Genomic DNA, 17,879 nt, shown 5'->3' with positions numbered 1-17,879 from the left:
ATTGTTTGCGCCGTAGATGGGGCTTACTGGTCAATGTCTTTACCAGCGCAATTCTGGCCAATGTTTTGCCGCTGCAGGCATACATTGTGCATTAAACCAAAATCCTGACGGTTCGCGCTCCAGTCCAGATTTAACGCGTTAGTGATGAGCGGTTGACCAATAAATACTGAGGTCAAAATAGGCGTAATCTGCCTGAAAGGATTACATTTGACTCTCTTTGAATAGAAGTGGCTAAAGGAATTAGATTAGAAGAACAAGCCTTCGTGGCAGCATGTAATATTATGGGTGAGTCTGTCTGGAAAATTATGCCAATCGGAGAATTAGTTAAACTGGAGATAATTGCTAAATTTATTCTGACGCTTTCAGAGCATCGCGATGATCTGGCGGCCAGTATCGCTCTTTACGTACTGCTGCAGCTGTAAAAACTCCACAACGATACAGGCTCATTACCGCGCCAATTTCCGTAGACGGCGAGTTCTTCCGCAAGGACGCAAAGCTACTTTCATATTTCACCCCGCGTTAAAAAACACTATATAGAATAATCAATTCAGGTTAATATTGCCCTGAGCACTGGGGCATGGAAGAGAGGGACGTTATGGATAATGTGGACTTAAGCAAACTTAGTGAAAATGAACGGGTTTATATTGAACGTCTGTCAGAAGGTGAGGGCTTGACTATATCTGAGACTTTAAAACGCCTCCTCAGGATTTTTAAGGGCGTTCTGATATTCATTCTTCTTTTGGCCGCAGTTGGAATCTATGAGTTTGTCCGTTCCGAAAATGGTAGCTTTTACACATATCTTTTAATTTACTTTTTTACGGTGATGGTTTTTTGTTATATGGCCCCAGTGAGGCTGGGGGCAAAAGTATTTTATTACAGGCTAATATAATTCTTATTTTTGGTCATAAATACTCTTCAGAGTCATCGCATCCCCTGGCGCCTCCAGAGCTAATGAAGGCGCTCCGACTGTTTTTACATTCCTGATAAAATCTGATGGCAGATAGCGATAAAGTCGCCATGCGTCTGGTTTAAGAACCATCCTTGCTAAACCATATCCCGAAAGGGATAAGTCAGCGATACTGTAAGCAATGCGGCCTACAGTAGGGCTGAAACCGAGGAATTCGGCAGTTGCTGCATAGCCGCCACGTAAGAAACCCTCTGTATCGCTGCGATTCTCACTTATGTTTATATAGCTTTCGTATATATTGTTGATTCCATGTGAGACTATCATTGCTCCCGCAAAAGTACCTATTAAATTTCCGCTGAACAATGACGCGATCCCTATAGTTGCCCCTGCTATAATTTGCGCGGAGCCAATAATTACGCCAACGGCATTGAAAACATAACCCCATCCGTCAAGATGATTAGTTACCAGTTCAGCAGAGACAACTATTTTAGCTGCGCCTGTCCTGAGAGCAGCATCCTGCTGATGAAGGGGTTTTTTTCTTCCTGTAAATTATACAGACAAAGCTTGCATTCACGTTCATCAGTTGCTTTCTTAATTCCCTTAATCTGCGCCTCGATAAAACGATCTACTTCGTTATTAAAATTAATGTGAGATATAAGATTCTTAAGGTGCTGAGAGGAAAGTCTGCGTGCAGTCATCCTCAGATAGTGAGCAGCGTCATTTGCCTGAAGCAGGTAATAACTGTTAAATCTTTTCTTGTCCAGATAGTTATCCATAACATCAACTCCGATAAGTCACCGTGATTTAGTGCCGTCTACGTTTTACTACAAAGTAAAGAGTCACCAAAATTAAAAAAATATCGAATTTGTATAAACTGGCGTATTCAGGTCAGATAGTGGGATAATGATACGTTTACGCCACTAATGAATTTTTAAAACCTCGTTAAGGCGGGGCTTTATTGTTTTATGCCCTTCTCAAATTTACAAGCGGTCTGATCCCGTATGCAGAACTCAACTGTAAATGCTATCGGTATACGGACTCATAATCCAGTCCGTGCAGAAGCAGGGGCGGCAAACCCTGTACGGTAGTATTTACGTTGTGGTGAATGCGCATGTTACTCTCCGGTCCTTCCATGACGTAAAACCTGCTCTTCATCTTCTCTTACGCCGCCAGCCGACGGAGATAATCCCATAACGACGCTTATCAAAGTGCGTCGCAGTTCATACTTTTTTTCAATTTATTCAAACCTTCACAACGCTTTTGCCGTAAAACGTGCGGCTGTTTCCGTTTCGTTTTAGAAATTTTCTCTCCCGTGCAATTAAGGATGAAGTGTTGAAAAGGCGTCTGCTGTTCACCGTTACCGCTACTGTTTTTTGGGCCTCGCTGGCGCAGGCTGATGCGATTCCCTTTCCTGTGACGCCTCCGGCGATTGATGCGGCTTCCTGGGTGCTGATGGATGCCACCACAGGACAGGTTCTGACCGCTGGCAATCCCGATGAACGCCGTAATCCCGCCAGCCTGACCAAACTGATGACCGGTTACGTGGTCGATCGCGCCATTGACCAGAAGAAAATCAGCCGTGACGACATGGTTACGGTCGGAAAAGATGCCTGGGCGGCGGGTAATCCGGTGTTCAAAGGTTCCTCGCTGATGTTCCTGAAGCCAGGCGATAAGCTGAGCGTCCGGGATTTAAGCCGTGGCGTCATCATCGACTCCGGTAACGACGCCTGCGTTGCCCTGGCTGATTATGTGGCGGGCAGCGAAGCGAACTTCGTCGGCATGATGAATCACTACGTTGAGAAGCTCGGCCTGCAGAATACCCATTTTGAAACGGTTCATGGTCTGGATGCGCCGGGGCAGTTCTCCAGCGCGCTGGATATGGCGAAACTGTCACGCGCCATTATTGATGGTGAGCCTGACTTTTATGCCATGTACAGTGAGAAGACCCTGACCTGGAACGGCATTACCCAGAACAACCGTAATGGCCTGCTGTGGGATAATAATCTCCACGTTGATGGGCTGAAAACCGGTCACACTGAGACCGCGGGCTTTAACATCATCGCCTCGAATGTGGTGGGCAAGCATCGCCTGATCGCCGTCGTCATGGGCGGTAAAAGCCCGAAAGGCCGCGAAGAGCAGGCGCGTAAACTGCTGGTCTGGGGCCAGAACACCTTTGATACCGTTCAGCTGTTCCATGCCGGTAAGAAAATTGGCAGCGAAAACGTCTGGTACGGCAATCCTCATCAGGTGGATGTGGGTACCGCAGAAGATGTTTATCTGTCACTGCCGCGCAGTGAAGTGCAGAATGTGAAAGCGAAGTACGTCATCGATCGCAAAGATCTGGAAGCCCCGCTGAAAGCCAATGAGGTCATCGGTGAGATTCAGGTGATGGATAAAGATCAGCAGATTGCCCACTATCCGCTGGTGGCGCTGAGTGCGGTTGAACCCGCAGGTGTTATTACCCGCCTGACGGATTATCTCAGGCAGAAGTTCTGATTAGCCAATTGTCAGCACTAAAACGGGTAGCCTGCGGGCTGCCCGTTTTTACTTGCGCGCAGGCGTACTCTGAGCGTGTTACTGAGAGCCGATAAAGGTTAAAAAATCGCATTAAGTTGTTTTTAACTTCCGGGAAGATATGTGAGGCGGATGTTGATAATTGTAAGCGAACGTCAAAACTGTTTTGAAATATCTGACCGGCGCTAAGCCTGAGCCGCGTTCAGGGTTAAGATAGCCACATCATGTTCCCGCAACCGGAAAGTCACTTTGCGTCCTGATAAGCCCATATCAAAACTGGAGTTCTGGTTTTATCGCCATTACCGCTCCGTCCACGGCGTGCGTATTGCCATTGCCTTTTTGCTCTGCTTTATCTTTGTCCGGGCGACCGATATCCCTGAAGGCACCTGGCCGCTGATTACGCTGGTGGTGGTGATGGGGCCCATCTCTACCTGGGGAAATGTTTTTCCGCGCGCGCTGCAGCGCATCAGCGGCACAGTCGCCGGGTCAATATCCGGTCTGATTGCTCTGAAGCTGGAGCTGATCTCGATGCCGATGATGCTGGCCTGGTGCGGCATCATCATGATGATCAGCGGCTACCTGACACTGGGCAAACATCCCTATATGGCGCTGTTGATCGGGATTACATTGAGCGTGGTCGTGGGGGCGCCAACCGGCGATTTCACGATGGCACTGTGGCGCGGCGGTGATGTGATTCTGGGATCGCTGATGGCGCTGCTGTTTACCGCTATCTGGGCGCAGCGTGCCTATACACACTGGCGCATTCAGCTCTCCGACGCGCTGGCGGAAATGGCAAAAATCTATCACGCCGGCTTTTCACCCAACCTGGTTGAAAAGCCGCGCCTGAACAAGCCGCTGGGCAAACTGCTGAGCAGCGTGATCAAAATGCGGGCGCTGCTGGAGCCGTCAAGCAAAGAGACGCGCATCCCAAAATCGGTGCTTGAAGCGATTCAGACCATCAACCGTAATATGGTTTACACCATTGAGATGCAGATTAATGCCTGGTGGGCATCGCGCGAGAGCCATCTGATTATGCTTAACGCGCCCGCATTACGTCGCACTCAGCAGATGACTGAGAACACGCTGCGGGCGCTGTCGGTCATGGCGATTGAAGGGGAAACGGAAGAGGTAGTGGCCAACAGTCACGAGCTGACCGAAATCAGTGGCGAACTGCGGCGACTGATCGCGGAAGCGGGCAGCGAAGGTCTGGAGGAAACGCCGATCTACGGCTACGTGTGGCTGACGCTGGAACTGGCAAAACAGCTGGAACGGATGACCGACCTGATGCGGATGGCGCTGCGCAAATAATCACCTCAGACAATGACTTAATGTGAAACAGGGTTTCTTTGCGCTAAGATAAGAGCCAGTCTGAATTTAGCTGTGAAAATTGCTTACCTGGCGGGCTAGCCGCTAAGCTGATCGTTTTGACTCTCTCCCTGCGTCAGCAGGCTCAAAGAAAGGTGCCATCATGGAAAATGCCAAGCAATCATTTCAGGACGTACTGGAGTTCGTGCGTATGTTCCGCCGCAAAAACAAACTGCAGCGTGAAATTGTCGACAACGAGAAGAAAATTCGCGACAACCAGAAGCGCGTACTGCTGCTCGACAACCTGAGCGAATATATCAAACCCGGCATGAGCGTTGAGGCTATCCAGGAAATCATCGCCAGCATGCGTGTGGATTATGAAGATCGCGTAGATGAGTACATCATCAAAAACGCCGACCTGTCTAAAGAGCGCCGTGAGTTGTCGAAAAAGATCAAAGCAATGGGCGTGGGTGAACACCCGAAAGCGTAAGGGCAGATAGCTGCGCGCAAGCGACAAATCTCCCATGCCAACCCGCATCCACTCCGGTGGGGCGGGTTTTTTATTGCCTGCGTCAGCGCAGCGTGTGCAGGGTTATTTCCCCGCCAGCCTGCGGGCAATCGCCTGTAACTGCTGTGACAGCGCCACTAAATTAACCCCCTCATCAGCAGGCGGGGCAGTGGTCTCCCGGATTACCAGCGTGGTTTCCAGCGCGTTGTCTGACGCCTCTCTACCCTGAAGCCGGGCCAGCATCCGCTCGACGCTCTGCGCGCCAAGAGAGTGCAAATCCTGCCGCACCGTGGTCAGCGGTGGCTGATACCACGCGCTCTCGGCGGTATCGTCATATCCAATTACCGATATCTCGCCAGGAATGGCTACGCCATACTGATGCAACGCCCGCATCGCACCCAGCGCCATCTGATCGTTCGCTACCAGCAGCGCCTGCGGCAGATCGTCGGGAAGCTGCGCCAGCAGCGCCTGGTAACCCGACTGCGCGCTCCAGTCGCCGCGAAGAGAACAGTGCGGTGTCAGCTGATGATCGGCCAGCGCCTGACGCCATGCATTTTCACGCTGACGGGCCGAGACCGAGCGCTGCGGCCCGTTTAACAGGCCAATCTGACGATGACCCAGCGCCACCAGATGTTCAACGGCGGCGCGGGCGCCAGACTCATTCGGGTACTGACACTGCGCTACCGCCGCCTGGGGTTCGACATCCAGAAACAGCACCGGTTTGCTGCCGCAAAGCAACTGGATCTGTTGCGCCTCATCTGCCTCCAGCGGCAGGTTGATCAGCAATCCATCGACCCGCTGTGCCAGCAGTTCATTCACCGTTGCTGCCACATCGTTACCACTGTCCATGGCAATCACCAGATGATAACCCGCCCCGGCGGCGCGCTGCTGGATCGCCGAAGCGATCTGCGCAGGGGCCATCAGGGCCAGGTCGCTGGTGGCCAGACCCAGCGTGCGCGTTGCCTTACCGGCCAGCTGCTGCGCCACACGATTGGGCACATAATTGAGCTGCAGCATCGCCGCCTCAACCCTTTCCCGCGTGCGGGCTGACACCTGTTCAGAACGGTTTAAAACACGTGAAACGGTTTGATATGAGACGCCGGCCAGTTGAGCGACATCATCGAGGGTCACGGAGCGGGAAGTCATTGAACTCTCCAAAAAATGAAGCGACGAGTGTAGCAAATTTTCCTGCTGCACTGCTGCTGCACACCACACTTTCACGACCACAAAAACCGGGTCCGTTGCGGCACCCGGTCACGGTATCCGGCAAGGTCATTAACGCTGCTGCAGATAGACCTGAAGGTTCACATCCACCGCATTAAGCAGTGGCGTGGCGAGACTATGGCGTTTCGCCCTCAGCAGCAGGTCACCTATCACCTGATCGGCTTCGATATCAAAGCCCTGGGTGAGATCGCGGTACATTGAGGAGGTCATCGGGGTAGCCGGATCGCTTAACAGCTCAAGAATGCGGGCAGTGGCCGCCGGACGCGTCTGATAGCCTTCGGCAGTAATGACTGACAGAATCTCCGAGAAAACGCCCTGTAACAGCGCTTCGCCGCCACGCGAGGTGAGTATCTGTTGGGTATTTCCGCGCGCCAGGCAGCAGACCGCGCCGAGCGTGCTCAGCAGCAGCCACTTTTCCCACAGCTCATCCATGATGTTATCGCTGAATCGGGTATCGACCTGACAGTCACGCAGCGCCGCATCAACCCGCTGCAGTCGCGCATCGTTGTTGCCGTCCAGCGCGCCATAATAGAGCTGATGCAGCGGCGTCATCTGGATCACTTCGCCCTTATCACCCAGCGTCGCGTTGATTTTGCACAGGCCGCCGATCACCTTATCTTCGCCGAAACGCTGTTGCAGCGTCGCGATATGCCGTAATCCGTTCAGAATCGGCATGATCAATGTTTCCGGGCCCACTGCAGGTGCAATATCCTCCATCACCTGATCAAGGGCAAAGCTCTTCACCGTGACGATAATCAGATCATAGTGGCCCGTCAGGGTGTTAGCCTGCGCCAGTTGCGGCTGTAGCGTTTCAGTGCCCTGCGGCGTCTGCAACACCAGACCGCGGGCCTGAAGCTGCTGATAACGCCGTTCACGGACCAGAAAAGTCACGTCCTGGCCGGCCTGAGCCAGCCGTGCACCAAAATATCCGCCGGTCGCGCCGGCGCCTGCCATCAGAATGCGCATCCCACTCTCCCTCTGCTGAAAACCTCTACCTTAGAACGCCGTGAGCGGGCTTACCAGTCTTAGCCTCGGTCAGAGCGCATCGCGGAGCATGAAATGAGAGGCCGGGAAAGCGCGGGCAGGGAGGGGGCGATGCAGAGAAATCAGATTTTCCCTGCCCGGTCAGCAGGGCAAAACAGAGGCGTGTATTACAGCCGGGTAACGCCCAGCGCGGCGGCCTGCTGTTCCCACGCCAGCACGCCCTGATAATCGTCTCGCTGCACCGGGCTGAACCCGCCGATCAGGTTGTCGTCACAGACGGTGCGCCAGGCGGGATCGTTCACCAGCTGATGCAGCGCCGTGCGGAGTCTTTCCAGCCGGTCCACTGACGTCGGGGCTGCCGTAATCAATGGCAATCCGGGGGCGGCTGGCGTTTCACCGATGATATGCAGGCCGCGCAGCGCATCCGGCTCATAGCGCGCCAGCAGTGCCCAGCTGACGCAGTCGATAGCCGCGATATCCGCCTGTGAATCACGCAGCGCCGCCAGCGACTGACGATGGCCGCCGCTCAGCAGCAGCTGCGAAAACCTCACGCCCTGAAGCGCTGCCACAAACCGCAGCGCGTTATAGCCGGAGTGCGAGTCCAGGCTGTTAGCCACGGCCCGCTGGCCGTTAAAATCGGCCAGCGTCGCCCGTTTTTCCCGCGCCACCAGCCAGCTGCGATAGTCACGGCCGGTGCAGCCTGGGGCCTGATAGTGAAAGGTGCCGACCAGCTGAACCGCAGGAAGCTGGCTGACCAGCGGATAGCCGCAGGTCTGGCTCAGCAACAACCGGTTATCCTGCCAGTGTGTCAGCAGGTTCTCAGGCCAGACCGGCTGCGTAGCGATGCCGTGCTGCGTCAGCAGGGTAACCACAGCCTGCATCAGTGCCCGTGTGGCGGGCGGGTGAATTGCATACATCGGCAAGGCGAGCAGGTTATTCATGCGTTTTCTCCGCTGATCGTCCCGGATGGACATTGACCCCGACCGGTCTGGCCCAGAACTGACGCAGCCAGACCCGATAACCCGCCACGCGAAAGCCATGATTGCGCTGGTAGTAATGCTCGCGGTCGCGCAGATAGAGGCGACGCAGGCCATACCAGGGGACGCCGGGCAGATCGTGATGCACTGAATGGTAGTTCAGATTCAGGAATAGCATGCGCCACGGCCACGCCGCTTCATTATTCACTGACCGTGCCAGCGGATTGTCCGCCGCACGGTGCTCATAAAAGGAGCGCACTTTGGTCAGCACCAGCGCCGGATAACTCACCGCCAGCAGATACCACAGCGGCGAAAATCCCTGCCGCGCCATCCAGTAAAACAGCAGTGCCAGCAGCGTCCCATGCAGCAGCCACATTGCTATCGCGCGCCGATCACCACGGCGCAGTGCCTGCCACATCCCGCCGAAGGTCGCCGCCACATCCAGCAGCGGGCCGAGCAGCAACCGTCCAAAAAAAGTGTTACGCAGATGAATCAGCTGCTGCTGCCAGCGCGGCAACTGCGCCCAGCGAGCAGCGGAGAGGTAGTAGGTTTCTGGATCTTCATCCGGCTCGGTCAGGGTGTGATTACGATGATGGGCCAGATGAGAATCGCGATAGAGTCCGTAGGGATACCAGACCGCCAGCGGCAGCGTGCCAAATAGCTGATTCACCCGCGGCCAGCGCGTGGGATGGCCGTGGATCAGCTCATGCTGCAGCGACATATACCAGCCAGTGAAGCCGATCAGCAGCAGGGTGGCGGGCAGCCGTCCCAGCATCTGCGCGTTCAGCATCACCGAGAACCAGCCGCCGTAGATCACACCGATTAGCAGCCAGGTCGGCAGTTCGCTGCGCCAGAGCCAGCTGCGCGCGCGCGCTTTAAGCCAGGCGCGCTGCTGTAGAGAGAGATAACCGGTGTGCATGATTCACCTGACAGCGGAAGCGGGAATCAGAACAGTGAAAGAAAGGGCGGGCAAAGGCAAAGTGGATAATCTGCTTAGCTATGTCGAAATTCCTGAATATGGCGCTGAAAGATATTGACTATCAGTGGCGGCTCCGGGGGCGTAACCTTTCACTATCAGAAATCGCCTTGCATCCACGGGCGTTTACCGCCTGTCAGGAGAAATACAGATGAAAAATATTGGCTTCTTATCCTTTGGTCACTGGACGCCCTCATCGCAGTCCGCCACCCGCACTGCGCAGGATGTATTACTGCAATCGATCGACTTAGCGGTGGCCGCCGAAGAGCTGGGCGCAGATGGCGCTTACTTCCGCGTCCACCATTTTGCCCGCCAGCTCAGCTCGCCGTTTCCGCTGCTGGCTGCCGTTGCAGCGCGCACCAAAACGATTGAGATCGGCACCGGTGTCATCGACATGCGCTACGAAAACCCGCTCTACATGGTGGAAGACGCCAGCGCGGCAGACCTGATTTCCAATGGTCGTCTGCAGCTGGGTCTGAGCCGTGGTTCACCTGAGCAGGTCATCGATGGCTGGCGCTACTTTGGCTTTGAACCAAAAGCGGGTGAAAGCGATGCGGATATGGGCCGTCGTCACACCGAAGAGTTTCTGGAGGTGCTGCGCGGCGAAGGTTTTGCTAAGCCAAATCCACAGCCCATGTTCCCGAATCCGCCTGGCCTGCTGCGGCCTGAGCCGCTCTCTGAAGGCCTGCGCGACCGCATCTGGTGGGGATCCGGCTCTAACGCCACCGCAGAATGGGCGGCAAAAATGGGTATGAACCTGCAAAGTTCAACCCTGAAAGATGATGAAACCGGCGAGCCGTTCCACATTCAGCAGGCTAAACAGATCCGCGCCTACCGTGAGGCCTGGAAAGCAGCGGGACATCAGCATGCGCCACGCGTCTCGGTCAGTCGCAGCATCTTTGCGCTGGTGAATGATATGGACCGCGCATACTTTGGCCGCAGCGGTAACGACCAGGATTCCGTCGGCTTTCTCGATGAGAAAACCCGCGCTATCTTTGGCCGCAGCTATGCCGCAGAGCCAGAGGCGTTAATTAAGCAGCTTGCGCAGGATGAGGCGATTGCCGAAGCCGACACCCTGCTGCTCACCGTGCCTAACCAGCTTGGTGTTGCCTATAATGCCCATGTGATTGAGGCGATCCTGAAGTATGTCGCCCCGGAACTCGGCTGGCGTTAAGTGACAGAGCGCCCTGAAGAGCAGGGCGCTGTGAGATCCACGGCAGGCGCAGATGACAAAGCGCCTGCCGTGATCCTGCTGTAAACGCGCTTCAACACTTCCCGTCTTTTCTGCTTTATCCTCCCTGAACTTCTCTCTGGCGTTTATTCGACTGACCCACCCGGTGTTCTGGGGAACGCTGGCCTTTATCCTGATTGATGGCACCCTGGTTTTCCTGCCCGAAATAGACGCTATCTGGTTCCGCATCCGCCTGCCGGGCAGCAAAACGGCAGTTGTGAAACCGGCGCTGCCGGAATAGTCTCAGGGTGACGGTTGCCGCTTCGCTACTCTTTGCAGCCCAACGGCAATCATCGATCCATTGTTTTAAGCTTTTGAAGAAGGTGTATAAAAAGGTAAAAGCTATCAAACAGATAGGATGAGACAGGTGTGCGTTCCTGAAAATCCTCTATAGAGTAGCGATGAAAATACAAAAAAGAGGTGTGACCATGAGCAATTCCATTGATGAAGATGCAAAAGATGCAAAGCCTATTGTCGAAGCCGATCGCGAAGCGCCCGAAGGCAAATGTCCTTTTCATGCGGGCAAGCCTTCTCAGGAAAATCAGGCGCCGGGCGGCGGAACAACCAACCGCGACTGGTGGCCTAATCAGCTTCGGGTTGACCTGCTGAACCAGCACTCATCGCGTTCGAACCCGCTTGATGAATCCTTCGATTACCGTAAAGAATTTGCCAAATTAGATTACTCAGCGCTGAAAGCTGACATCAAAGGGTTGCTCACCGAGTCACAAGCCTGGTGGCCCGCTGACTGGGGCAGCTACATCGGCCTGTTTATTCGTATGGCCTGGCACAGCGCCGGAACCTATCGCTCCGTGGACGGACGCGGTGGTTCAGGTCGTGGTCAGCAACGCTTCGCCCCCCTAAACTCCTGGCCAGACAACGTCAGTCTGGATAAAGCGCGCCGCTTACTGTGGCCGGTTAAACAGAAGTATGGTCAGAAGATCTCCTGGGCCGACCTCTACATTCTGGCGGGCAACGTCGCGCTGGAGAATTCCGGCTTCCGTACCTTTGGCTTTGGTGCCGGACGTGACGATGTCTGGGAACCGGATATGGATGTGAACTGGGGCGAAGAAGCCGCCTGGCTGGAACACCGTCATCCGGAATCCCTGGCGCAGTCGCCACTGGGCGCTACCGAAATGGGTCTGATCTACGTGAACCCGGAAGGGCCGGAACACAGCGGCGATCCTGCCTCTGCGGCCCCGGCTATTCGCGCCACTTTCGGCAACATGGGCATGAACGACGAAGAGATCGTGGCATTGATTGCTGGTGGACATACGCTGGGTAAAACCCACGGTGCCGCACCAGCCAGCCACGTCGGAGTTGATCCTGAAACCGCACCGATTGAAGCGCAGGGCCTCGGCTGGGTCAACAACCATGGCACGGGCGTTGGCGCAGATGCGATTACCTCCGGTCTGGAAGTGATCTGGTCTCAGACGCCAACCCAGTGGAGTAACTACTTCTTCGAGAACCTGTTCAAATATGAGTGGGTTCAGACGCGCAGCCCGGCGGGTGCCATCCAGTTCGTGGCAGCCGATGCCCCGGACATTATCCCGGATGCGTTTGACGCTGAGAAGAAACACAAACCGACCATGCTGGTCACCGACCTGACGCTGCGTTTTGACCCGGAATTTGAAAAAATTTCGCGTCGTTTCCACAATGATCCGCAGGCGTTCAATGAAGCCTTTGCCCGTGCCTGGTTTAAGCTGACTCACCGTGATATGGGGCCAAAAGCACGTTACATCGGGCCTGAAGTCCCGCAGGAAGATCTGATCTGGCAGGATCCGCTGCCTGCACCGGTTTATCACCCAACCGTGGCGGATATCGCGCAGCTGAAAGAGAAGATTGCAGCATCCGGCCTCAGCGTCAGCGAGCTGGTTTCCGTTGCCTGGGCGTCGGCTTCGACCTTCCGTGGCGGCGACAAACGCGGTGGTGCCAACGGTGCCCGCCTGGCGATGCTGCCGCAGCGTGAGTGGGACGTCAATGCCGTCGCAGCACGCGTGTTGCCGACGCTGGAAGCGGTGCAGCGCGAAGCGCACAAGGCTTCACTGGCAGATGTGATCGTGCTGGCGGGTGTGGTCGGCGTTGAGCAGGCGGCGAAAGCAGCTGGCGTTGAAATTGAGGTGCCATTTACTCCGGGCCGTGTTGATGCGCGTCAGGATCAGACGGACATCGGGTCGTTCGAACTGCTGAAACCGCGTGCAGATGGTTTCCGTAATTACGGTACTGGCTTCGGCAAAACCACCACCGAAAATCTGCTGATCGATAAAGCGCAGCAGCTGACCCTGACCGTACCGGAATTAACGGTGCTGGTTGGCGGAATGCGTGCGCTGGGTGCTAACTTTGATGGCAGCCAGCACGGTGTCTTCACGCACCACACAGGGACGCTGAACACAGACTTCTTCGTGAATCTGCTGGATATGCGCACCGAGTGGAAAGCCGCCGATTCGACCAATGAGAAATTTATTGGACGGGATCGCGTCACTGGCGAAACCCGTTTCACCGCCACACGCGCCGATCTGGTGTTTGGCTCCAATGCGGTGTTACGCGCCTCGGCGGAAGTCTACGCCAGCAGTGACGCCCGTGAAAAATTCGTCAAAGACTTTGTTGCCGCCTGGACCAAAGTGATGAATCTGGATCGGTTTGAACTCTGATTGCTGTTGACGTTGTAAAACCTGAAACCCGCTGATATTAGCGGGTTTTTTTATGGGGGCCGGTGAGTTATTCGACCGCTTAACTATCCTTTTACAACCCAGGCACAACAGGTTAATGGCATCATTTAAATTTCGGTCACTGCCAGTAACGTGATTCTTCGGGCCACGTAGTCAAGTACGGCTTCCCGCTGCGATTCAGGCATATGACTTTCATTATAAGTATCGATAATAAGCTGATGATGACTCACCACCTCGGAAAGCCATTTTCGTGCCAGTGTCGGATTAATATCCATACCCTGGGCAAGCAGGATAAAGTCTGTACCCAGATATTCTCCGTACTCTGAATTCATCCCCGGTGCGTTTCCTGCATCATTTTCTTCACGTTCCAGCAGGGGCAAAGCTAAATACTCTCCAAACGCTGCAGGGTAGGGCACAACGCTGATAAAGTCATATACCGGGGCCAGCCAGGGTGAACCCTGCGGAGGCAGCATAATCCCGATATTGCGCAGATGAAAATCATTGTTTCCCAGCACATAGGCATACACGATGCGCAAAAAGAGGTCACGTTTACTCTTTAAACTGCTGTTCACTCTGGTATTCAGGAATTTAGCGGCTTTCTCGTAACTGATGGCTTTATGATTATCAATCCTGCCATATTTATCGCCGAGACCCATCGCGCCATCCAGCTGTTCCTGATGTAATCTCGCGTTATCTGACGCTGTCCGGTCATACCTTTTAATGACAAACGCCAGTTCATCTGGCCGATTTTCATCGTGTCTGAATGGCATCAGCCCGAAAGGGGGAACGTCAAATTTCAGACGCTGCATAACGCACATAGTGGCATGCTCGTTTTCTGCCAGATGTGGGTATTCTTCCGGAGAGGGTTTCAGGATATAGGTACCATCATTGCTGACGACCTCCAGTTCTCCCTTTGCCAGGCGAAGCGACAGTTTGGGTTGATAGCCTGAAATGCTCATGCCTTTCTGACGTTCAGGCAGTTCCTGAATAAACTGACTGCGCGTAAACGGCAGGCTAAGAGCCACATTCAGACTACCCAGCAGATGCCGGATGCCTTTTGTTGAGTAGCCGGTTTTTAGCTCAGATTCTTTAAGCCGTTTTAATGTGATCAGGCAGCGTTCTGAATTCATGATGTTTTCTCTTTAAAGACGACTGCCCCAAGCAAATCGTTGCCATTTTCCATCAGTAAGCCGAACAGATCTTTATCATCAATTTTTTGAATTTCAGAATAGCGTTTTCGCAACCAGCCTTCCGGCGCTAAACCTTTAAAGAAGGGATGTAGCTCTTCACTTAAATAGGGCTCAGGTCTTACCGGCATGCTGAGAGATATTGCACAGCCGACATAAGTGGGCAGGTAGCAGAAAGTATAACCGCTTTGCCCTTCACTCAGCGTTCCTGCCAGCGTGTTGTAAAGCCACACCTCTATTTTTCGAGCCATACTTTTATACCCAGTTCTCTAAGCAAGGCGTGAAGATTTATTGCCTTTGCAGAAGATGGTTTAACAATCAGTCGTTTAAATGTTGAGAGTGATACACCAATCTGAATTGCCATCTCTTCATAGGTGATGTTTTGTCGTTTGAGTTCATTGGCCAGTAGTTGTGGCAGTGTCGGAAACGTCAGAGCACTCAGCACCGATCGGGTGTCCGGTTCGTCCGCTTCTGTTATGGCTTCTCTACTCAAAGCGAACCCCGCCAAAACCTTTCGACGATCTGACTCAGAAAGGTTTATCAGCGAAGATTTAATCTCATCAAGGTTCATTTTTGACCTTTTCTGCAATTTCAGTACGTTTTTGAAGCGATATGATCCGACTATAGTGCTAATAGGGTCATTTTTGAACCTATTAACGGCATCATCTTCTCATCTTACAGCCAGAATGCGAAATATGCTGATGAAAGGTCATTTATGACACTTTAAGTCACTGTTAATACATTCGTTAAAGAGAACAGGAGATGTAGGGTCAGAAATGAACCTTTAAGGCAGGGCGGAACCGAATGTGTAAGTATCAGGCAATAACGAAAAGAACCGGGAATTTGAAGAGGAAACAGACTTAGTAAGACGCAGAAATTCTATCAGAAGTATGAAAAGCAAAAAGCCCGCTTAGTTTCCTAAGCAGGCTTTTCTGATTTGGCTCCTCTGACTGGACTCGAACCAGTGACATACGGATTAACAGTCCGCCGTTCTACCGACTGAACTACAGAGGAATCGTTTGAACGGGGCGCATAGTAACGGCCACGCCGGGCCATGTCAAAGCTCTTTTTCATAAATTAGCACGACTGCTGAAATAGTCGCCACTATGGCGTTTTAAGCACTGAAAGAGCGGCCTGTGCGGCTGACTCATCCGGCAAAACGCCACGTGTAAAACTGAGGTGTTTATGAGGTGTTCTGGCGCTGTATTGTCCTTGTCAGGCGGCCGGGCGCGTGATTTAACCGGATAGTTTTTTACGGGCGTCACAAAGTCTCCATTCTGGCTTTGTCAGCAATAAAAACGAAACGTAGATTCCATTTCAACCCTGAACTGAATCTGTGGAGCGGAAATGAACAAAGTCAGAATCGGCATGATTGGCAGCGGCTATATCGGACGCTGCCACGCGATTGCTTATGCGCAGGCGCCCACCGTATTTTCGCTGAAAGGCGAAATCGTGCGGGAGATGCTGGCTGAAGTGAACCCGGAGCTCGCCGCCCGTCAGGCGGCGACCTTTGGTTTCGCCCGATCGACGGGTGACTGGCGCGCGCTGGTCAGCGACCCGGCGATTGATGTCGTGGATATCTGCGCCCCCAACTTCCTGCATAAAGAGATGGCGCTGGAGGCGATACGCCACGGCAAACACGTCTATTCAGAAAAGCCGCTGTCGTTAAGCGTGGCGGATGCGCAGGAGATGGTGGCAGCAGCCGATGCGGCAGGGGTCAAAACGCTGGTGGGCTTCAACTATATGAAAAACCCCACCAGCCAGTTAGCGAAAGAGATCATTGCCAATGGTGAGATAGGCGACGTGGTGCATTTCTACGGCACCCATAACGAGGATTATCTCGCCAGACCGGAAACGCCACTCGACTGGCACTGTCAGAAAGCGCTGGCAGGTCTTGGTGCGCTGGGCGATCTGGCGGCGCATATCGTTAATATGGCGCACTACCTGGTTGGTGACATTGCTGAGGTCAGCGGCGACATGATGACGGTGATCGCCTCCCGGCCCGACCCGAAAGCGCCTGCGCGGCAGTTACCGGTCGAAAACGAAGATCAGGCCAGCGCGCTGCTGCGCTTCCATAACGGCGCGCATGGCGTGATTGAAACCTCACGCATCGCCTGTGGCGCAAAAATGGGCCTGACTTACGTTGTCACCGGCACTAAAGGCACACTGCGCTACACCCAGGAGCGCATGGCGGAGCTGGAGCTTTATCTGCATGACGAACCAGCCGGGCGTCAGGGATTTAAAACTATCCTGACCGGACCCGCGCACCCTGATTACGCGAACTTCTGTGTTTCTGCCGGACACGGTATCGGCTTTAACGACCAGAAAACGGTGGAGATTCGCGACCTGATCAACGGCATCGCGGCGGGCGATCGCATGTGGCCCGATTTTGCAGAGGGATTGCAGGTTCAGAAGGTGCTGGAAGCGATTGCGCACTCAGCAGTGCAACGCCGCTGGATTGAGGTTTAGTGCCGGACGGAGGCAGTTGAAAGGGATACGATGTGAAAGACTACGGCTGATTAACCCAGGCGGGCAGGGCGGAAAACGTTGGCTTCCCGCCCACAGCCAATCAGATCAGACCGCTTTTTTCCCACCACAATTTATCCAGCGCATAAAAGCGATCGCGCTGACTCTCGGGCTGGCTGAGATCGCGTTTCCACGGTTTTGCCAGAATATAGTGCAGGTTCTTCACCTCTTCGCCACGCCAGAGACCGCTATGCTGAAACGGCAGCGTTTTCAAGGCATTGTAGATGTAAGAGAGCGGCTTCCAGCGATCGGCAAACACTTCATTCAGCAGATCCTGCTCGGAGAAGGGATAGTTACTGAGATCATCAATGGCGGCAATACGCTTTTCCAGGACGTCGAACACCGCATTATCGGGTTTCAGCACCAGAAAACCGCCGTTCAGGTAAAGATCCACACTCTCTGGCGCCTTTTCACCGCGCGCCTGCCAGGTATAGTGGCACTGCTCTGGCTGCCACTCTGCCGGATAAGAGGCAATCTGGTTGGGATTACAGCGACAGGCGTGGCAGGCGGCGAGCGGGTTGTCGCCCAGTTCCAGGGTAAACAGCTCATCCATGTTTTGAAGGACCAGCATATCGGCATCCAGAAACACGACGCGCTCATAATCGGTGAGCTGCCAGGCGCGCAGCTTGGTCCAGACTTCGCCGAACTGCGCCGAAGCGTAGTGCTGATCCAGATCGTCGCGCGGATAGAGGGGCTCGACCGGTTTAATCACACAGCCTTCATCCTGCAAAATCTGACAGTCAGACGCTGAAATCGCTGGCGTGGTCATCACCACCAGCGGCCACTGGCTGTGGCTCTTTTGCAGCGAACGGTGCAGCGCTTTCACGCCCACCAGATAATCGGGTTGTGTTAACAGCGTTACCCAGGCAAACAT

General features: G+C 54.0%; 19 protein-coding genes and 1 tRNA gene. 9 read left to right on the top strand and 11 right to left on the bottom strand.

Annotated elements, in window-relative coordinates:
* The first annotated feature begins 227 nt into the window (after positions 1-227).
* Both AC0T7J_RS04630 and AC0T7J_RS04625 read left to right on the top strand, forming a co-directional pair.
* Positions 228-422: a hypothetical protein gene (locus AC0T7J_RS04630; RefSeq protein WP_473792468.1), complete on the top strand. Its 195-nt coding sequence runs from the start codon at positions 228-230 to the stop codon at positions 420-422.
* A gap of 155 nt (positions 423-577) precedes the next feature.
* On the top strand, positions 578-889 hold the full coding sequence (locus AC0T7J_RS04625) for a hypothetical protein (protein ID WP_473792466.1): 312 nt from the start codon (positions 578-580) through the stop codon (positions 887-889).
* 3 nt (positions 890-892) lie between these two features.
* On the opposite strand, the gene AC0T7J_RS04620 is transcribed toward AC0T7J_RS04625, so the two are convergent.
* Both AC0T7J_RS04620 and AC0T7J_RS04615 read right to left on the bottom strand, forming a co-directional pair.
* Positions 893-1,375 carry a DUF4225 domain-containing protein gene (locus AC0T7J_RS04620; protein WP_473793181.1) on the bottom strand — a complete coding sequence of 161 codons (483 nt, stop codon included), beginning with the start codon at positions 1,373-1,375 and terminating at the stop codon, positions 893-895.
* Between the two features lie 14 nt (positions 1,376-1,389).
* Positions 1,390-1,683: a hypothetical protein gene (locus AC0T7J_RS04615; protein WP_473792464.1), complete on the bottom strand. Its 294-nt coding sequence runs from the start codon at positions 1,681-1,683 to the stop codon at positions 1,390-1,392.
* A gap of 556 nt (positions 1,684-2,239) precedes the next feature.
* Here AC0T7J_RS04615 and dacD point away from each other — a divergent pair.
* The 3 genes from dacD (at position 2,240) to tmaR (ending at position 5,216) form a co-directional block, all read left to right on the top strand.
* Positions 2,240-3,403: a serine-type D-Ala-D-Ala carboxypeptidase DacD gene (gene dacD, locus AC0T7J_RS04610; RefSeq protein WP_022624996.1), complete on the top strand. Its 1,164-nt coding sequence runs from the start codon at positions 2,240-2,242 to the stop codon at positions 3,401-3,403.
* Between the two features lie 267 nt (positions 3,404-3,670).
* The gene (locus AC0T7J_RS04605) at positions 3,671-4,729 is read left to right on the top strand and encodes an FUSC family protein (RefSeq protein WP_010670945.1); all 1,059 of its coding nucleotides are present in this window, start codon (positions 3,671-3,673) and stop codon (positions 4,727-4,729) included.
* A gap of 160 nt (positions 4,730-4,889) precedes the next feature.
* A complete protein-coding gene (gene tmaR, locus AC0T7J_RS04600) occupies positions 4,890-5,216 on the top strand; it encodes a PTS system regulator TmaR (RefSeq protein WP_004571340.1) in 327 nt (108 codons plus the stop codon).
* A 102-nt stretch (positions 5,217-5,318) separates the two neighbouring features.
* Here the strand turns inward: tmaR and AC0T7J_RS04595 are convergent, their stop codons facing one another.
* The 4 genes from AC0T7J_RS04595 to AC0T7J_RS04580 form a co-directional block, all read right to left on the bottom strand.
* Positions 5,319-6,380, bottom strand: a complete 1,062-nt coding sequence (locus tag AC0T7J_RS04595) for a LacI family DNA-binding transcriptional regulator (RefSeq protein WP_473792460.1) — start codon at positions 6,378-6,380, stop codon at positions 5,319-5,321.
* Between the two features lie 129 nt (positions 6,381-6,509).
* Positions 6,510-7,424, bottom strand: a complete 915-nt coding sequence (locus tag AC0T7J_RS04590; protein WP_473792458.1) for a ketopantoate reductase family protein — start codon at positions 7,422-7,424, stop codon at positions 6,510-6,512.
* 185 nt (positions 7,425-7,609) lie between these two features.
* A complete protein-coding gene (locus AC0T7J_RS04585; protein WP_473792456.1) occupies positions 7,610-8,383 on the bottom strand; it encodes a phosphate/phosphite/phosphonate ABC transporter substrate-binding protein in 774 nt (257 codons plus the stop codon).
* On the bottom strand, positions 8,376-9,338 hold the full coding sequence (locus tag AC0T7J_RS04580; RefSeq protein WP_473792454.1) for a fatty acid desaturase: 963 nt from the start codon (positions 9,336-9,338) through the stop codon (positions 8,376-8,378). Before AC0T7J_RS04580 ends, AC0T7J_RS04585 begins: the two co-directional genes overlap by 8 nt.
* Positions 9,339-9,546: 208 nt before the next feature.
* Between AC0T7J_RS04580 and AC0T7J_RS04575 the strand changes: the two genes are divergently transcribed.
* From AC0T7J_RS04575 to katG, 3 genes are all read left to right on the top strand, one after another.
* Positions 9,547-10,569: an LLM class flavin-dependent oxidoreductase gene (locus AC0T7J_RS04575; RefSeq protein WP_010247994.1), complete on the top strand. Its 1,023-nt coding sequence runs from the start codon at positions 9,547-9,549 to the stop codon at positions 10,567-10,569.
* A gap of 163 nt (positions 10,570-10,732) precedes the next feature.
* Entirely contained in the window at positions 10,733-10,867 is a 135-nt protein-coding gene (locus AC0T7J_RS04570) for a hypothetical protein (RefSeq protein ID WP_473792451.1), read from the top strand.
* A gap of 187 nt (positions 10,868-11,054) precedes the next feature.
* Positions 11,055-13,274 carry a catalase/peroxidase HPI gene (gene katG / locus AC0T7J_RS04565; RefSeq protein ID WP_473792449.1) on the top strand — a complete coding sequence of 740 codons (2,220 nt, stop codon included), beginning with the start codon at positions 11,055-11,057 and terminating at the stop codon, positions 13,272-13,274.
* Between the two features lie 125 nt (positions 13,275-13,399).
* On the opposite strand, the gene AC0T7J_RS04560 is transcribed toward katG, so the two are convergent.
* The 4 genes from AC0T7J_RS04560 to AC0T7J_RS04545 form a co-directional block, all read right to left on the bottom strand.
* Positions 13,400-14,422 (bottom strand): type II toxin-antitoxin system HipA family toxin, encoded by a 1,023-nt coding sequence (locus tag AC0T7J_RS04560; protein ID WP_473792447.1) that lies wholly within the window; start codon positions 14,420-14,422, stop codon positions 13,400-13,402.
* Positions 14,419-14,730 (bottom strand): HipA N-terminal domain-containing protein, encoded by a 312-nt coding sequence (locus tag AC0T7J_RS04555; RefSeq protein WP_473792446.1) that lies wholly within the window; start codon positions 14,728-14,730, stop codon positions 14,419-14,421. Before AC0T7J_RS04555 ends, AC0T7J_RS04560 begins: the two co-directional genes overlap by 4 nt.
* Positions 14,715-15,050, bottom strand: coding sequence for an XRE family transcriptional regulator (locus AC0T7J_RS04550; protein WP_473792444.1), 336 nt, complete (start codon positions 15,048-15,050; stop codon positions 14,715-14,717). The genes AC0T7J_RS04555 and AC0T7J_RS04550 overlap by 16 nt, the downstream gene beginning before the upstream one ends.
* 367 nt (positions 15,051-15,417) lie before the next feature.
* Positions 15,418-15,493 (bottom strand) — tRNA-Asn (locus tag AC0T7J_RS04545).
* Between the two features lie 333 nt (positions 15,494-15,826).
* Here AC0T7J_RS04545 and AC0T7J_RS04540 point away from each other — a divergent pair.
* Complete coding sequence (locus AC0T7J_RS04540) at positions 15,827-16,948, top strand: Gfo/Idh/MocA family protein (RefSeq protein WP_473792441.1); 1,122 nt, start codon at positions 15,827-15,829, stop codon at positions 16,946-16,948.
* 100 nt (positions 16,949-17,048) lie between these two features.
* Here AC0T7J_RS04540 and AC0T7J_RS04535 read toward each other — a convergent pair whose 3' ends face one another.
* On the bottom strand, positions 17,049-17,879 hold the full coding sequence (locus AC0T7J_RS04535; protein WP_473792440.1) for a glycosyltransferase family 8 protein: 831 nt from the start codon (positions 17,877-17,879) through the stop codon (positions 17,049-17,051).

Source organism: Pantoea sp. E956-1 (genome assembly GCF_982223955.1).
Note: the sequence above shows the minus strand (reverse complement) of the source record. Positions and strands in the feature narration are given on the sequence as shown.

Coding starts and splice junctions, on each gene's coding strand:
- AC0T7J_RS04625 (WP_473792466.1), top strand. CDS start 578: ATGGAAGAGAGGGACGTTATGGATAATGTGGACTTAAGCAAACTTAGT.
- AC0T7J_RS04615 (WP_473792464.1), bottom strand. CDS start 1,683: ATGGATAACTATCTGGACAAGAAAAGATTTAACAGTTATTACCTGCTT.
- tmaR (WP_004571340.1), top strand. CDS start 4,890: ATGGAAAATGCCAAGCAATCATTTCAGGACGTACTGGAGTTCGTGCGT.
- AC0T7J_RS04595 (WP_473792460.1), bottom strand. CDS start 6,380: ATGACTTCCCGCTCCGTGACCCTCGATGATGTCGCTCAACTGGCCGGC.
- AC0T7J_RS04590 (WP_473792458.1), bottom strand. CDS start 7,424: ATGCGCATTCTGATGGCAGGCGCCGGCGCGACCGGCGGATATTTTGGT.
- AC0T7J_RS04585 (WP_473792456.1), bottom strand. CDS start 8,383: ATGAATAACCTGCTCGCCTTGCCGATGTATGCAATTCACCCGCCCGCC.
- AC0T7J_RS04580 (WP_473792454.1), bottom strand. CDS start 9,338: ATGCACACCGGTTATCTCTCTCTACAGCAGCGCGCCTGGCTTAAAGCG.
- AC0T7J_RS04575 (WP_010247994.1), top strand. CDS start 9,547: ATGAAAAATATTGGCTTCTTATCCTTTGGTCACTGGACGCCCTCATCG.
- katG (WP_473792449.1), top strand. CDS start 11,055: ATGAGCAATTCCATTGATGAAGATGCAAAAGATGCAAAGCCTATTGTC.
- AC0T7J_RS04560 (WP_473792447.1), bottom strand. CDS start 14,422: ATGAATTCAGAACGCTGCCTGATCACATTAAAACGGCTTAAAGAATCT.
- AC0T7J_RS04555 (WP_473792446.1), bottom strand. CDS start 14,730: ATGGCTCGAAAAATAGAGGTGTGGCTTTACAACACGCTGGCAGGAACG.
- AC0T7J_RS04550 (WP_473792444.1), bottom strand. CDS start 15,050: ATGAACCTTGATGAGATTAAATCTTCGCTGATAAACCTTTCTGAGTCA.
- AC0T7J_RS04540 (WP_473792441.1), top strand. CDS start 15,827: ATGAACAAAGTCAGAATCGGCATGATTGGCAGCGGCTATATCGGACGC.
- AC0T7J_RS04535 (WP_473792440.1), bottom strand. CDS start 17,879: ATGTTTGCCTGGGTAACGCTGTTAACACAACCCGATTATCTGGTGGGC.